General features: G+C 70.5%; 15 protein-coding genes. 7 read left to right on the forward strand and 8 right to left on the reverse strand.

Annotated features, from left to right (window positions below; translation table 11 throughout):
* Window positions 1-22: 22 nt before the first annotated feature.
* Together ACH442_RS24790 and ACH442_RS24795 are read right to left on the reverse strand one after the other, a co-directional pair.
* Window positions 23-2,515, reverse strand: a complete 2,493-nt coding sequence (locus ACH442_RS24790; RefSeq protein ID WP_396340468.1) for a polynucleotide kinase-phosphatase — start codon at window positions 2,513-2,515, stop codon at window positions 23-25.
* A complete protein-coding gene (locus ACH442_RS24795; protein ID WP_396340469.1) occupies window positions 2,512-3,885 on the reverse strand; it encodes a 3' terminal RNA ribose 2'-O-methyltransferase Hen1 in 1,374 nt (457 codons plus the stop codon). Before ACH442_RS24795 ends, ACH442_RS24790 begins: the two co-directional genes overlap by 4 nt.
* A 93-nt stretch (window positions 3,886-3,978) precedes the next feature.
* Here ACH442_RS24795 and ACH442_RS24800 point away from each other — a divergent pair, with 93 nt between their 5' ends.
* Entirely contained in the window at window positions 3,979-4,467 is a 489-nt protein-coding gene (locus tag ACH442_RS24800; RefSeq protein ID WP_396340470.1) for a SigE family RNA polymerase sigma factor, read from the forward strand.
* A 2-nt stretch (window positions 4,468-4,469) separates the two neighbouring features.
* A complete protein-coding gene (locus ACH442_RS24805; protein WP_396340471.1) occupies window positions 4,470-5,483 on the forward strand; it encodes an LCP family protein in 1,014 nt (337 codons plus the stop codon).
* A gap of 36 nt (window positions 5,484-5,519) precedes the next feature.
* Here the strand turns inward: ACH442_RS24805 and ACH442_RS24810 are convergent, their stop codons facing one another.
* Window positions 5,520-5,702, reverse strand: a complete 183-nt coding sequence (locus tag ACH442_RS24810; protein ID WP_396340472.1) for a hypothetical protein — start codon at window positions 5,700-5,702, stop codon at window positions 5,520-5,522.
* Window positions 5,703-5,958: 256 nt separating this feature from the next.
* Here ACH442_RS24810 and fbaA point away from each other — a divergent pair, with 256 nt between their 5' ends.
* A complete protein-coding gene (fbaA, locus tag ACH442_RS24815) occupies window positions 5,959-6,984 on the forward strand; it encodes a class II fructose-bisphosphate aldolase (protein WP_396340473.1) in 1,026 nt (341 codons plus the stop codon).
* 92 nt (window positions 6,985-7,076) lie between these two features.
* On the forward strand, window positions 7,077-7,613 hold the full coding sequence (locus tag ACH442_RS24820; RefSeq protein ID WP_396340474.1) for a hypothetical protein: 537 nt from the start codon (window positions 7,077-7,079) through the stop codon (window positions 7,611-7,613).
* A 7-nt stretch (window positions 7,614-7,620) separates the two neighbouring features.
* On the opposite strand, the gene ACH442_RS24825 is transcribed toward ACH442_RS24820, so the two are convergent.
* The 3 genes from ACH442_RS24825 to ACH442_RS24835 all read right to left on the reverse strand — a co-directional run bounded on the left by ACH442_RS24825 (window position 7,621) and on the right by ACH442_RS24835 (window position 9,525).
* Window positions 7,621-7,794, reverse strand: a complete 174-nt coding sequence (locus ACH442_RS24825) for a hypothetical protein (RefSeq protein WP_396340475.1) — start codon at window positions 7,792-7,794, stop codon at window positions 7,621-7,623.
* A 129-nt stretch (window positions 7,795-7,923) separates the two neighbouring features.
* Window positions 7,924-8,292 (reverse strand): hypothetical protein, encoded by a 369-nt coding sequence (locus ACH442_RS24830; RefSeq protein ID WP_396340476.1) that lies wholly within the window; start codon window positions 8,290-8,292, stop codon window positions 7,924-7,926.
* Between the two features lie 45 nt (window positions 8,293-8,337).
* The gene (locus ACH442_RS24835; protein ID WP_396340477.1) at window positions 8,338-9,525 is read right to left on the reverse strand and encodes an LOG family protein; all 1,188 of its coding nucleotides are present in this window, start codon (window positions 9,523-9,525) and stop codon (window positions 8,338-8,340) included.
* Window positions 9,526-9,614: 89 nt separating this feature from the next.
* Here ACH442_RS24835 and ACH442_RS24840 point away from each other — a divergent pair, with 89 nt between their 5' ends.
* Both ACH442_RS24840 and ACH442_RS24845 read left to right on the forward strand, forming a co-directional pair.
* Window positions 9,615-10,607 (forward strand): ADP-ribosylglycohydrolase family protein, encoded by a 993-nt coding sequence (locus ACH442_RS24840; RefSeq protein WP_396340478.1) that lies wholly within the window; start codon window positions 9,615-9,617, stop codon window positions 10,605-10,607.
* A gap of 13 nt (window positions 10,608-10,620) precedes the next feature.
* Window positions 10,621-11,043, forward strand: coding sequence for a DUF3151 domain-containing protein (locus tag ACH442_RS24845; protein WP_396340479.1), 423 nt, complete (start codon window positions 10,621-10,623; stop codon window positions 11,041-11,043).
* 51 nt (window positions 11,044-11,094) lie between these two features.
* Here the strand turns inward: ACH442_RS24845 and ACH442_RS24850 are convergent, their stop codons facing one another.
* A complete protein-coding gene (locus tag ACH442_RS24850) occupies window positions 11,095-12,045 on the reverse strand; it encodes a hypothetical protein (RefSeq protein WP_396340480.1) in 951 nt (316 codons plus the stop codon).
* 3 nt (window positions 12,046-12,048) lie between these two features.
* The gene (locus ACH442_RS24855; RefSeq protein ID WP_396340481.1) at window positions 12,049-13,338 is read right to left on the reverse strand and encodes an adenylosuccinate synthase; all 1,290 of its coding nucleotides are present in this window, start codon (window positions 13,336-13,338) and stop codon (window positions 12,049-12,051) included.
* 80 nt (window positions 13,339-13,418) lie between these two features.
* Between ACH442_RS24855 and purD the strand changes: the two genes are divergently transcribed.
* A complete protein-coding gene (purD, locus tag ACH442_RS24860; protein ID WP_396340482.1) occupies window positions 13,419-14,660 on the forward strand; it encodes a phosphoribosylamine--glycine ligase in 1,242 nt (413 codons plus the stop codon).
* Window positions 14,661-14,817: the final 157 nt, after the last annotated feature.

The following is a 14,817-nucleotide window of genomic DNA, read 5'->3' on the forward strand; positions in this document are numbered from 1 at the left end:
CAAGGCATCCACCGCAAAACGATCAGAGCCGCGGGTCGACCGGCTCCGATTCCGCCGCCAGGATCGCGAAGACCAGCTCGTGCACCCGCCACGAGGGTGCGCCCTCGGCCAGCCGGTCGAGCGCCGCGAGGCCCATCCCGTGCTCGCGCAGCGCCATGTTCCGCTTGCGGCCCAGGTTGCGCTGCCGCAGGCGGGTGAGCTGCTCCGGCCGGGTGTACTCCGGGCCGTAGATGATCCGCAGGTACTCCCGGCCGCGGCACTTCACGCCGGGCTGCACCAGCCGGCCCTTGCCGTCGACGGCGGCGAGACCGGCGTACGGCTTCACCACCATGCCCTCGCCGCCGGCCCCGGTCAGCGTCAGCCACCAGTCGGTCGCCTCCGCCTCGGCGGCCGGGTCGGCCAGGTCGACGATCATCCGGCGGGTCGCCGTGAACAGCTCCGGGTCCGCGGCGACCAGGCGATCCGCCATGGCCAGGTGCCAGCCGTGATCCTTGCCGGCGTAGGAGACCCCGGCCCCGGCCAGCACCGCGAACGGCGCCAGCGTGACACCCCGCAGACCTTCGGTCGGTTTCACGTACGCCCGGTACGCCGCCGAGTAGCCGTCGATCTCCGAGGAGCGCAGCCCCAGCCGGTCACGTAGCGCGGTCACGTCCAGCCCGCGGCCGGCGACCCGGTTCACCACGTCCAGGGCGGCCGGCAGTGCGGCCCGGCCGGCTGCGCCCACCCCGGCGTAGTGCTCCCGGATCAGGCTGCCGGCCTTGGCCGACCAGGGCAGCAGTTCCGCGTCGAGGAGCAGCCACTCGGTCTCCAGCTCGGCCAGGATCGGCTCGATCGCGGCCCGGACCCGGGCGAGCAGAGGCCCATCCATTTCCGGGCCGAAGAACGGCCGGCCGGTACGGGTCCAGATCGCGTCCCCCTTCCCGGACGCCGAGACGCGGACGACCGCGCGGGAGCCCATGTGCTTCTCCTCGCAGACGACCCGGTCGACTCCGGCCGCTCGCAGGTCGGCGAAGGCGGACGACGGGTGCTCGAGGTAGCCGTCGACGGTGGAACTGGAGCACGGCGCCATCGTCGGCGGCAGCCAGACCAGGATCTCCGGGTCGACGGCGAAACGGCCCATCACCTCCAGCGCGGCGGCGGCGTTCTCGGCCGGGACGGTGGTTCGCCCGTACCCGTAATCGAGGTGTTTGCGGCCAATGACGTCGGCGATGTCGAGACCTCGGTCGGGCTCCGACGTCGTGGTGAAGAGCGGGCGGACCGGCGCGTAGTGCTCCTTCTCGGCCGGCACGTCGATCAGCTCGCGTTCGGGCCAGCGCAGCGCGGTCAGTGCGCCACCGAAGACGCAACCCGTGTCCAGGCAGATCGTGTTGTTGATCCACTCCGCGCGCGGGGTGGGCACGTGGCCGTAGACGACGGCGGCCGAACCGCGGTAGTCCTGGGCCCACGGGTAGCGCACGGGCAGGCCGTACTCGTCGGTCTCGCCGGTCGTCTCGCCGTAGAGCGCGAAGCTGCGCACCCGTCCGGAGGCGCGCCCCTGGTACGCCTCCTTCAGCCCGGCGTGCGCGACCACCAGCTTCCCGTCGTCGAGCACGTAGTGGCTGACCAGGCCGTCGATGAAGGTGCGGACCTCGGTGACGAACTCGGCCGGCTCGGCCTCGAGCTGCTCCAGCGTCTCCGGCAGGCCGTGGGTGAGCTGAACGTTGCGGCCGTTCAGCTTGCGGGCGAGCTTCTGTTCGTGGTTGCCCGGCACGCAGATCGCGTGACCGTTCGCGACCATGCCCATGACCAGCCGCAGCACCCCCGGTGAATCCGGCCCGCGATCGACCAGGTCACCGACGAAGACCGTCTTTCGACCCTCCGGATGTACGGCGTCGACCGGCCGGCCCGCGTCGTCCCGGATCAGCTCCCAGCCCAGCCGGGTCAGCAGCGCCTCCAATTCGCTGCGGCAACCGTGCACGTCGCCGACGATGTCGAACGGCCCGTGCTCGTCCCGGCGGTCGTTGAAGAGCTTCTCGTAGCGGATCTCGGCCGCCTCGATCTCCTCCAGCCCGCGCAGCACGTGCACCTTGCGGAACCCCTCGCGGGTCAGCTGACCCAGCGATCGGCGCAGGTCACGATGCATCCGGGTGAGGACCTGGCGACCGAACGTACGGTCCTCGCGCGCCTGGGTCCGTTCCCACGCGACCGCCTCGGGCACGTCCAGAACGATCGCGACCGGCAGCACGTCGTGCTCGCGGGCGAGCTTGACCAGGGCGGCGCGGCCGTGCGGCTGCAGGTTGGTGGCGTCGACGACGGTGAGCCGCCCGGCGGCCAGCCGCTTGCCGGCGACGTAGTGCAGCGCGTCGAACGCCTCCGCGGACGCGGCCTGGTCGTTCTCGTCGTCGGCGATCAGACCCCGGAAGTAGTCCGAGGAGAGGACCTGCGTCGACTTGAAGTGCTGGCGCGCGAATGTCGATTTGCCGGATCCGGAGATGCCGACCAGCGCGACCAGGCTGAGCTCCGGAACGTCGATCATGCGGTCACCTCCGTGGTGGCTTCGATCTTCTTGAAGAGGGCGAGCTGGGTGGGTGCGCCGGTCGTCGGGTCCTCGTCGCCGACGCCGCGGATCGACACGGTGTAGTCGTAGCGCGAGGCCATGCGTTCCGCCCAGGCGGCGAACTCGGCCCGGGTCCACTCGAAGCGATGATCCGAGTGCCGCATGCCGGTCAGCCCCGCGTAGTGCACGTTGTACTCCACGTTCGGCGTGGTAACGACGACCGCACCGGGCCGGGCCCGACCGAACACGCCCGCTTCCAGGGCGGGGAGCCGGGGCAGGTCGACGTGCTCGATCACCTCCATCAGCACGGCCGCGTCGTACCCGTCGAGCCGGTCGTCGTGGTACGTCAGCGCGGTCTGGATCAGTTTGATCCGGTCACGCTGGCGCGGCGGCATCCGGTCCAGGCGCAGCCGGCGCTCGGCCTGCTCCAGCACCCGGGCGGAGACGTCGGCACCGACGATCTCGGTGAACCGTCGCTCCTTGAGCAGGGCACCGAGCAACGCGCCGGGACCGCAGCCCAGGTCGAGCACGCGGGTGGCACCGACCTCGGCCAGCGCGGCGAGCACCGCGTCGCGCCGCTGACCGGCGAGCGGCGCCTTGCGGGCCACCGGCAGCTCCGACTCCTCCTCGGTGACCGGCTGATCGGCGTCGAGAAGTTCCAGCGCGGTGGTGGCCAGCGACTTGCGGTGGGCCAGGTATCGCCGGGCGATCAGCACCTTCTCCGGGTGGCCGGCGAGCCAGCCCGCACCGGACCGCAGCAGTTTCTCGATCTCGTCCGGCGCGACCCAGTAGTGCTTGGCGTCGTCCAGGACCGGGAGCAGCACGTACAGATGGTTGAGCGCGTCGGCCAGCCGCAGCGTCCCGGTCAGGAGCAGGTCGACGTAACGGCTGTCGCCGCCGAGCTCCGGCTCCAGCGGGATGGGGGTGGCGGTCACCGCCCAGCCCAGCGGCGCGAACAGACGCGTGACCAGGTCGGCGTGGCCGCGCAGCACCGGCACCCGGATCTCCAGCGGGATCGCCTGGGCGGTCAGCTCCGGACGATCCTTCGACGTGCCACGCTGGGCACTGCGGAAGACTTTGGAGATGGCACTGGCGAGCAGGCTGGACGCCGCGTACGGCCGATCGTTGACGTACTGACTCAGCTCGAAGGCGTCGGCGCGGGCCCGCAGCTTGCGGGGGTCGACGTCGAGCAGCAGCGCGGCGGTGCAGCGCTCCTCGGTGGCCTCGGGGAACATGACGAACGCCGTACCGGTGGGCATGTCGAACTGATGGACCCTGTCGGGATGCTTGACCAGCAGGTATCCAAGATCGGTGGCGGGCCGGTGTGTCGTCGTCATGGTTAGCAGCACGCCGTCGATGGTGGCAGCGCGACGCGACCGGGGCGATCTAATTCGCCGGTCGCCGCAATGTTTCCGATGTCCGGGCCCGTCGTAGGAGCGGAGGTGGCCGTGACCTACGAGGAGTTCGCCGACAGCCGGCTGAGCGCGTTGCTGCGCTATGCCGTCATGCTGACCGGCGATCCGCACGCCGCGGAGGACCTGGTTCAGGAAACCATGCTCCGGGTGCAACTGCACTGGTGGCGAGTGGCCCGCAGCGACTCGCCGGACAGCTACGTCCGCAAGATCCTGACCAACCAGTTCATCGAGTCCCGCCGTGCGTCCTGGTGGCGGCGGGTGCTGCTGCGCGCCGACCCGGATCCCGTGGTCGCGTCGGCCTCCGACCATGCCGCCGAGAGCGCCGAGCGGGACCGGGTGTGGGCGCTGCTCGCCCGTCTGCCGCGCCGCCAGCGTGCGGCACTCGTGCTGCGTTACTACGAGGACCTGCCCGACCAGGAGATCGCCGACATCCTCGGCTGCGCCGTCGGAACGGTCCGTTCGTCCATCTCGCGAGGGCTTGAGGCGCTCCGCGCCGAGCTGGTGGAGACCCGATAAAGATGATCGAGGATGAGCTGCGTGCCGCCTTCGAGCGGCAGGAGGCGGTGGTCCCGGAGGCTGCTCCGGTGCGAGCCCGCATCGATTTTGCTTGGGTACGCCTCAAGCGCCGCCGTGCGAAGCGACGAGCGCTCGGCGCCGCGGCCGCGGTGCTGCTCGCCGGCGCCGTGGTACCGGTCGTGTCCACCACGTGGGTGGATCTCCACGCGAGTGCGTTGGAGGGGCAGGCCGACCTGATCAAGACGGAAGCGCCGATCTCCGGCCCGATCGACGTGCTGCTGATCGGCAGTGACCGCCGGGCCGATACGACGACCGAGCGGGCGAACACCGTGATGTTGCTGCACGTGCCGGCCGATCGCAGCGCGGTCTACATGCTGAGCCTGCCCCGGGACGGCCTGGTCGACGTTCCCGGCAAGGGCCGCCAGAAGCTCGACGCCGCCCTCGCGCTCGGCGGCCCCGGGCTGATCCGCTCGACGGTGGCGAAGCTGACCGGGGTCGAGCCGGGCGCCACGGTCACGGTCGACATCACTGCCGCGGAGGCGGTCACCGACGAGGTCGGCGGTGTGACCATGTGCCTGGACCAGGCGATCCCCGCCCAGCAGGGGCGAAAGGGGCTGGCTCGGGGCTGTCAGCACATCGACGGGGACGACGTGGCGGCCGTCCTGCTGGGGCGGGACGGTCTGAAACGGGCCTCCCTCGATCGGGACCGGAACAATCAGCTGTTCCTGCGGGCGCTCGCGACGAAACTGGTCGCCGACGGCATGAGCCCGGCCCTGATCAGCCGGGTGTTGTCCGCGGGCGGCGACGACCACGTCCGAGTCGACGGCATCGCGATCGACGCGCTGCTCGCGGTGCGGGAGATCAGGACGTTGATCGGCCTGGGCGAGCCGGTCTTCCACTCCACGGCCGACGGCGAGATCGTCGACAGCGCCGAGTGGAAGAGTCTCTACCAGGCACTTCGGGAGGATCAGCTGGCGAGGTGGGTGGCCGCGAACCCGCGCTTCGTCACCGAGTGAGGTTTCCGGGCCGCGTCGCGCGCGGCCCGGAACGGGTCAGCGGTAGTCGTCGTCGAACGCGACGATCCGGTTCTCCTCGGCATCCCACTCGCCGGCCTCGGCGGAGGCCGGCCCCGGCACGGGTTCCTCGTCCTGCCAGGCCGGGACCGCGCTGACCGCCTGCTCGGCGGCGTCCACCTCGGGTGTCTCCAGGTCGGCTTCGTCCATCAGGCGCGTCATCCTCGGCTCCCCTCTCGTGTCGCCGGTTCCCGTCTCATGGTGCGCGCTTGCCCGCTCGGATGCCGGACAAACCGGCACGGGCCACGGAGAGCGACACCCAGCAGTGGCGATACGCCCCATTGGTACCTAACTGACGGGCCAGCGCCGCGAATTTCGGGGCGATTTCCGCTACGCACCGCGACTGCGGAATACTGCCTCTGGAGGACAGCGCGGTCCTGCCCTCTGCTTCCCGTTTGAAAGAGCAAGGAGCGCACTGATGCCTATCGCTTCCCCCGAGGTCTACGCCGAGATGATCGATCGCGCCAAGGCCGGCGCGTTCGCCTACCCTGCGATCAACGTGACGTCCTCGCAGACGCTCAACGCGGCCCTCCAGGGCTTCGCGGAGGCCGGCAGCGACGGCATCGTGCAGATCTCCACCGGCGGCGCGGAGTACGCGTCCGGTCCGACGATCAAGAACATGATCACCGGCGCCGTCGCCCTCGCCGAGTACGCGACCGAGGTCGCCAAGAACTACCCGGTCAACATCGCGCTGCACACTGACCACTGCCCGAAGGACAAGCTGGACAAGTACGTTCGTCCGCTGATCGCCATCTCGCAGGAGCGCGTCAACAAGGGCCTCGCCCCGCTGTTCCAGTCGCACATGTGGGACGGCTCGGCCGTGCCGCTGGACGAGAACCTGGCGATCGCCGAGGAGCTGCTGGCTGCCGCCGCGGCCGCGAAGATCATCCTGGAGATCGAGGTCGGCGTCGTCGGTGGCGAGGAGGACGGCGTCTCCGCCGCGATCGACGACAAGCTCTACTCGACCGTCGAGGACGGCCTGGCCACCGCGGCCAAGCTGGGTCTGGGCGAGCGGGGTCGCTACCTGACCGCGCTGACCTTCGGCAACGTGCACGGCGTCTACAAGCCGGGCAACGTCAAGCTGCGTCCGGAGATCCTGAAGGAGATCCAGGAGGCGATCGGCGCGAAGTACGGCAAGGAGAAGCCGCTCGACCTGGTCTTCCACGGTGGCTCCGGCTCGCTGCTCTCCGAGATCCACGGCGCGTTGGACTACGGCGTGGTGAAGATGAACATCGACACCGACACGCAGTACGCGTTCTCCCGCCCGGTCGCCGACCACTTCTTCAAGAACTACGACGGTGTTCTGAAGATCGACGGCGAGGTCGGCAACAAGAAGGCGTACGACCCGCGCGCCTGGGGCAAGCTGGCCGAGAACGGTCTGGCCAAGCGCGTCGTCGAGGCCGCCGAGCACCTGCGCTCGACCGGCACCTCCCTCGGCAAGTAACTCTGACGAACTAACGGCCGGTCCCCGTACGCGGGGATCGGCCGTTGTCGTCTTGCGTGGTTACACAGCGACATGGGTACGATCGGGCGGTCTTGATCAAGGGGACGGTGATCGTGCTCGCTATCGAGGGCTGGAAACCCGAGTGGCATCACGATGCCGAGGCCCTCGCCGCCACCCATCGACACATGTTCGTGCGGCTCATCGGGCGCAAGTTGCGATCAAGCTGGCTGCTCTGGGATGTTGCGCAGCGTGGCTGGTTCGCCGACGGCCCGGTCATCCTCGACTTCGGTCTGAGTCGCGTAGAGATTACTCACCGTAAATTCGATGAGTGTGCGATCACCTGGGACCAGATCGACATGGCGGTCCCGATCGACATGTACGAGCACTTCGACTGGCGCGCCGACCCGCACACCGCGCTGCGGAACGCCCGGGGCCGCCCGCTGCGCGCCGTCAACATCATCGAGCGGACGACGCGGGCCGACTGGCGTCCCCGGGTGCTGCACGCGATCGAGTTCCTGTTCGACGACGCCCGTCTCGCCGTCTACAACGCGATGGACGAGAACGGGCTCACCGACGTACCGGAGAAGGATCTTCCTGCGGCGCACTGGCGTCGCATCCACATCGCCTGAGCGGTGGTCAGTTGCCGCCGATCCCGCCGGCGTCTCCGGAGTGACGTGCGACGCCGCCCTCGTATCCGGTAGGTGCCGCCCGGGTGTAGGTGGGATCGCCGCTGTTGCCGTGCCGCATGAGCGCGGCGCCGATCGCCACCGCGATGATCACGCCGAAGAAGATCGCCACAATCGTCAACATTCGGTTCTTCTCTCTCAGTTGCCGTCGACGTCGCCGCCGAACTCAGTTGCCGTCGACGTCGCCGTCGAGCTCAGTTGCCGTCGACGTCGCCGTCGAGCTCAGTTGCTGCTTCCGGCGTCGTTGCCGAACTCAGTTGCCGCCGCCGGCATCGCCGCCGAACGAGCCGCCGCCGTCGCTCCACGAGGAACCGCTGTCGCTCCAGGACGAGCCGCTGTCGTGGTGTCCGACGTGGTGCGACGAGCCGGAGTCGTGGTGGCTGTGATGGTGATGGCCGTGCCCGTGGTGGTGGTTGCCGGAGTCATTGGAATTGCCGGAGTCGCCGAAGCTCCCGGAGGCGCCGGCGTCCGGCGGGAGGTAGGCCAGGTTGGTGTCGACATACCCGGCGGAGCCCGACCGGCGCCTGGCGACCGGGCCGCGGCCGTTACGGCGCCGCCGGGTCAGGAACGAAAGCGCCGCGAGGAGCAGGATGCCCGTGAGAAGCAGCAGGACGATCGTCATGTCCGCAGTGTGCGCCCCGCTGCCAAGCCCCCTTGACCAGCGGGTTCACTGAGTGAGCGCGGTCATCGCCTCGTCGATCGAGTCGGTGACCACGATCAGCCCGGACTGGTCGCCGTGCGGCGAGCGGGCCAGCAGCGTCTCCAGCAGGTCGACGACCGGCAGCTTCGCCCAGTGCTCGGTGCCGAGGAAGACGAACGCTCCGGACGGCCCGTCGGTCTGGTAGAACGTCTTCGTCGCGGCCTGGAACACCTCCTGCACCGTCCCGGCCCAGCCGGGCGCGAAGACGATCCCGCCCCGGGCCAGCCGCAGAATCGAATCCTCGCGGACGGCGTTGGAGAAGTACTTGCCGATCTGACCGGCGAACAGGTTGGCCGGCTCGTGGCCGTAGAGCCAGGTCGGCAGGGCCAGGCCGCCGAAGCGCAGCCGGTCGGCCAGGTCGACCGCCGGAAGCGGGAAACTGGCCCGGACACTCAGCGCGGCCGCGGTGTACGGGTCGTGATCCCGGAAGTCCGGCGCCGGCACCAGCATGTCGATCGCCGCGGCCAGTTCCCGTTCCGAGCGGGAGGCGAAGTACGCACCGAGGTTGGCCGCCTCCATCACCCCGGGACCACCACCGGTCACGATCAGCCGCCCGCTCCGGGCCAGCTGCCGGGCCAGCGTGGCGGCCATCCGGAACGGTTCCGAGCCGCGCGGCTCGGCGTGCCCGCCCATGATCCCGACCGCGTCCGCGGTGCCGTGCACCGACGCCCACGCGGCCAGCGCCTTGCCCAGCGCGTTGTCGATCCCGGCGTCGTGCAGCCGCTGGGCGACCGCCTCACGCACGTCCGGGACCGCGCCGCCGCGCTCGACGAAGTGGCGGTAGACGACCGTGTCGTACATCCCGGCGAAGCCGCTCTCGGCGAACCCGGCGGCCAGATCCTCCGGGGTGTAGAGCAGCGCGGGATGGGTCGGGTACGGCAGCGTGCGGAACGGCGGCACCACGTGCGCGCCTCGCCGGATCAGGTCGGTCTCCACCTCCGGCGATCCGAACCGGCACCCGACGAACAGGGTGTCGCGCACGTCGACCGAGGCGAGATCGGGCGGACTGCCGTCCAGCCGTAGACCGAGAACGGTCAGCCCGGCCAGGGTGTTCTTGACGAGGTGGGTGTCGAGCTCTTCGCGAGACTCGATCTCGAATGCGGTCGCGTCGAACGGCATGTCGCCGCCGAGCACCGGTTGCAGGGGATCCGGCATGGCATACATGGTGCTCCGGCCGTGCGAGGGCCGGACGCACACCCCGACCGTTGATGCGCGATGAACACGAGGGAACCTAGAGTTGCCTCATGCGTGCTGCGTCGGGATCGATGTTCGGGTTGGCCTATGGCGATGCGCTGGGCAAGCCCACCGAGTTCATGGAGTACCCGGCGATCGTCTCCCGATACGGCCCGGGCGGCCCACGGCAGTTGCACGGCGAGCCGGCCCTGGTCACCGACGACACGCAGATGGCGCTCGCGGTCGGTGAGGCGCTTCTGGAGGTACGCGACCCGGACGCGGCCCGGCTCGAACCGGTGCTCCGGCGCAGGTTCCTGAACTGGGCGTACAGCCCGGAGAACGATCGCGCGCCGGGCATGACGTGCCTGCGGGCGATCGGGGCGCTGGCCGAGGGCGGCCCGTGGGTCGAGGCGACCCAGGCCGGGTCCAAGGGCTGTGGCGCCAACATGCGGGTCACCCCGGTCGGGCTCGTTCCCGGGCTGACCGATGACCAGCGGGCGGGTGTGGCACAGTTCCAGGCCGCACTGACCCACGGGCATCCGACGGGCCTCGCGGCGAGCGAGCTCACGGCGTACGCGGTGTATTGGCTTCGCGACGGCCTGACGCCGGCCAACCTCCTCGCCGCCCTCCGCGAACGCTGCGATGAGCAGCGGAAAATTTATCGAGGAGAGTGGCTCGGGGAACTGTGGCGGCGTCAGCCGATGACCGACTCGCCGGAGGCGTTCATCGCGCGCGGCTGGGACGAGTGCGCCGCCGTGCTCGACAAGGTCGCCGCCGGTCTCGCCGCCGGACACTTCGAGGGCGACCCCTGCCTGGTCACCGGCGCCGGCTGGATCGCCGAGGAGGCGCTGGCCACCGCCCTCTACTGCTATCTGATCTCGCCGGACGAGCCGGTCACGGTCCTCGGCCGGGCCGCCGCCTCCTCCGGTGACTCGGACTCGATCGCCTGCCTGGCCGGCGCGTTCGCGGGTGCCGCGCTCGGCCTGGGCGCCTGGCCGGCGGGCTGGCAGACCCAGATCGAGTACGCGGACCGCCTCCTCAAGTTGGGAACCGCCTGGGACTGAGAGAATGGGGATCATGCAGAACCTCCTTCCCGAGCCCCCGGCCACCCGCTTGCCGGCCGACGCCGAAGCCGACCAGGCCCTCGCCGCAGCCGCGAGCGCCGGCACCGACGAGGCGTTCAAGGCGGTGGCGGCCAAGTTCCCGGCGTACAGCGCGGCCTGGGCGCCGCTGGCTGCGCGGGCCCTCGCCGCCGACGAGCCGGTGACCGCCTATGCCTATGCCCGTACGGGTTACCACCGCGGCCTGGACGCGCTGCGTCGCAACGGGTGGAAGGGCCACGGCCCGGTGCCCTGGGCGCACGAGGCGAACCAGGGCTTCCTCCGCTGCCTGCACGCGTTGTCGCAGGCCGCTGCCGCGATCGGGGAAGCCGACGAGGCCGCCCGCTGTGCCCAGTTCCTGCGGGACAGCGACCCGGCCGCCGCCGACGCGCTCTCCTAGGAACGGCAGAAGCCGGCTTCTCCAGTGCGAGAAGCCGGCTTCGAAGCGGGGTCAGACGTAGACCGCCCAGGCTCCGGCCTCGGTCCACCATGACCGCTTCCGGGTTGTCGACCCGGCCACGCCGTCGTCGAGGAACTGCAGCTCACCCTCGCGCGGTAGCACCGAGACCGCTCGTCCGCTGGCCCGGCGCACTTCGATGCGTACGCGCGTAGTTTTCTTGAAACGCTGCTTGACCACGACCGGAACCGCGACAGCGATCTCGACCCGGCCGTCAGCCGGGTTTCCCTCGGACAGCAGGCGGATCCCGTCGAACTCGGCGTAACCACCACCGTTGCCGACGACGCAGGCCAGGATCGGCTCCTCGCCCTCGCTCAGCACGTGATCGTCGACCTCGACCCGGCCTCGCCACGGCACCGCGGCGCCGTTGTCGTCGGCGCCGCCGAGCAGCGCGCCGTCCAGCGTCACCGACCCACCGTCGTTGCGCAGCAGGTCGAGGCGGCGCACCGAACCGGCGAGCACCGCTTTCGCCACCTCGGCCGGGGTGCGGGGCAGGCCGAGCTGCGCGCCCAGGTCGGTGGTGTTGGACGGGTCCAGCGGCAGGATCGCCAGTGGTGGCAGATCCGGAACGGTCCGGGTCGCTTCCAGGTCGGCCGGCCGCTTGCTCGGCGACGGCGCCCAGCGGCGAACCGCCCGGCGCATGATCGCCCGGAGCTGGGCGTCGTTGACCGTGGCCACGATCAGGCGCAGCCCGTCGGAGGAGCTGGGCCAGGTCAGGCCGTCGTCGCGGGACGGCCCGTCGAACCGGGCCAGCACGTCGTCGATCTCCTGATCAGAACCGGCCAGCACCGTTTCCACCTGTGCGCCGCCGTCACGCAGTGCGTCGGCGCAGGCGAGCACCGGGGTCCGCGGGGTGGCGCAGGCCGCGGCGCAACTGCCGCAGCCGTCGCCGCAGCCGGAGCCTTCGGCCTTCCCTTCGGCCAGGCTGAGAATGACCACGTCCATGGGTTACTCGCCCAGCACCGAGTGCCGCTCGATGACCGCCTCGCGGCCGGGCCCGACGCCGACGATCGAGATCCGCGCGCCGATCCGCGCCTCGACGAACTCGACGAAGTCCTGCGCCTCGCGGGGCAGGTCGGCGAACTTGCGGCAGCCGGAGATGTCCTGTTTCCAGCCGGGCAGCGTCTCGTAGATCGGCTTGGCGTGGTGGAAATCGGTCTGGTTGATCGGCATCTCGTCGTGCCGGACGCCGTTCACCTCGTAGGCCACGCAGACCGGGATCTCGTCCAGGCCGTCGTAGTTGTCCAGTTTGGTCATCGCGAAGTCGGTGACACCGTTGATCCGCTGCGCGTAGCGGCCGATCACCAGGTCGAGCCAGCCGATGCGGCGGGGGCGGCCGGTGGTCGTCCCGTATTCGTGGCCGACCTCACGCAGGTAGTCGCCCCACTTGTCGTGCAGCTCGGTCGGGAACGGGCCCTCACCGACGCGGCTGGTGAACGCCTTGAGGACCGCCACGACCCGGTCGATGCGGGTCGGCGGGATGCCGGAACCGGTGCAGGCGCCGCCGGCCGTCGCGTTGGAGCTGGTCACGAACGGGTACGTCCCGTGATCGACGTCGAGCAGCGTGGCCTGGCCGGCCTCGCAGAGCACGACCTTCTCCCGGTCGATGGCCTGGGACAGCTCCAGGGCGGTGTCGGCGACGTAGGGGCGCAGGCGGTCGACGTACGACAGGAGTTCCTGCACGACCTCCTCGCCCTTGACCGCGCTGCGGTTGTAGATCTTCGACAGCACCTGGTTCTTGAAGGCCAGGGCGGCGGTCACCTTCTGCCGCAGGATCGACTCGTCGAAGAGGTCCTGCACGCGGATGCCGACCCGGTTCATCTTGTCGGCGTAGGTCGGGCCGATGCCGCGACCGGTGGTGCCGATCCGCCGGGCGCCGAGGAAGCGCTCCGAGACCTTGTCCAGCGAGCGGTTGTACGACGCGATGACGTGCGCGTTCGCGCTGATCCGCAGCCGGGACGTGTCGATGCCGCGGGCCTCCAGGCCGTCGATCTCCTGGAACAGCACGTTCAGGTCGACGACGACGCCGTTACCGATCACCGGAATGACGTTCGGGGAGAGGATCCCGCTCGGGAGGAGGTGGAGTGCGTACTTCTCGCCGTCGATGACGACGGTGTGGCCCGCGTTGTTGCCACCGTTGAACTTGACCACGTAGTCGAGCCGGTCACCCAGCAGATCCGTGGCTTTGCCCTTGCCCTCGTCGCCCCACTGGGCGCCGATCAACACGATCACCGGCACTTTTAGGTATGCCTTTCCCCAAGGTGTACCTGGAGGAGCCCGGGTACTGCCGAAGTTTACGCGAACTAGGATGACCAGTCGTGCGCGTACTTCTGATCGGCTCCGGTGGGCGCGAGCACGCGCTTGCCGTCGGGCTCTCCGCCGACCCGTCCGTCGAGTTCCTGGCCGCCGCGCCCGGCAACCCTGGAATAGCCCAGGTGGCGGAGCTGCACCCGGTGACCGCCACCGATCCGGCCGCGGTCGCGGCGCTCGCCGCCGAGCTGAGCGCCGACCTGGTCGTGATCGGCCCGGAGGCGCCGCTGGTGGCCGGGGTCGCCGACGCGGTCCGGGCCAAGGGCATCGCCTGCTTCGGGCCGTCCGCCGCGGCCGCCCAGCTGGAGGGCTCGAAGGCGTTCGCCAACGAGGTGATGGAAGCCGCCGGCGTGCCGACCGCGCGCTCGTTCGCGTGCACCTCGGTCGCCGAGGCCGCCGTCGCGCTCAACGAGTTCGGCGCACCCTACGTGGTGAAGAACGACGGGCTGGCGGCCGGCAAGGGCGTCGTCGTCACCGAGGATCTGGATGTCGCGGTCAGGCACGCCGAGGAGTGCGGCAAGGTCGTCATCGAGGAGTTCCTGCCCGGTCCCGAGGTCTCGCTCTTCGTGATCACCGACGGGACCGCGGTCGCCCCGCTGATGCCGGCGCAGGACTTCAAGCGCCTCAAGGACAACGACGAGGGTCCGAACACCGGCGGCATGGGCGCCTACGCCCCGCTCGACTGGGCGCCGGCCGACCTGACCGAGCGCGTGCTCCGCGAGACCGTCGAGCCGACCCTGGCCGAGATGCGCCGGCGCGGTACCCCGTTCGCCGGCCTGCTCTACGTCGGTCTCGCCCTCACCCCCGACGGCCCCAAGGTCATCGAGTTCAACGCGCGTTTCGGCGACCCGGAGACCCAGGTGGTGCTCGCGCTGCTGGCCACGCCGCTGGCCGGGCTGCTCAAGGCCGCCGCGACCGGCACGCTGGCCGAGCACCCGCCGCTGCGCTGGCACGACGGTTCGGCGATCACGGTCGTCGTGGCGAGCCACAACTATCCGGGCACGCCGCGTACCGGTGACGTGATCACCGGGGCCGAGGTCCCCGGTGTGATCCACGCCGGCACGGCGCGCAATGAGGCGGGCGAGCTGATCTCCGCCGGCGGTCGTGTCCTCAGCGTCACCGCGACCGGTTCTGATCTCCCGTCCGCGCGGGATGCGGCCTACGCCCTCGTGTCCGGCGTCTCCTTGCCGGGCGCCCAGTTCCGCACCGACATCGCGCTGCGCGCGATCAACCACGAGATCAAGATCTAAGACCCCGAGGGGGTACGCCGATAGCGGCGCCCGCCGTCAGGCGACCCGACCCGGCCCCGCCCGTGCCCGCGCGACCTCCGCGCCGGGCCCGGGCCGCGGTGCGCGTCCCGCTCTCCGGCTGGGGGGGGGGGGGGGGGGGGGGGGGGGGGGGGCGCCC

The organism is Actinoplanes sp. NPDC020271 (genome assembly GCF_044388125.1).
GTDB lineage: Bacteria > Actinomycetota > Actinomycetes > Mycobacteriales > Micromonosporaceae > Actinoplanes.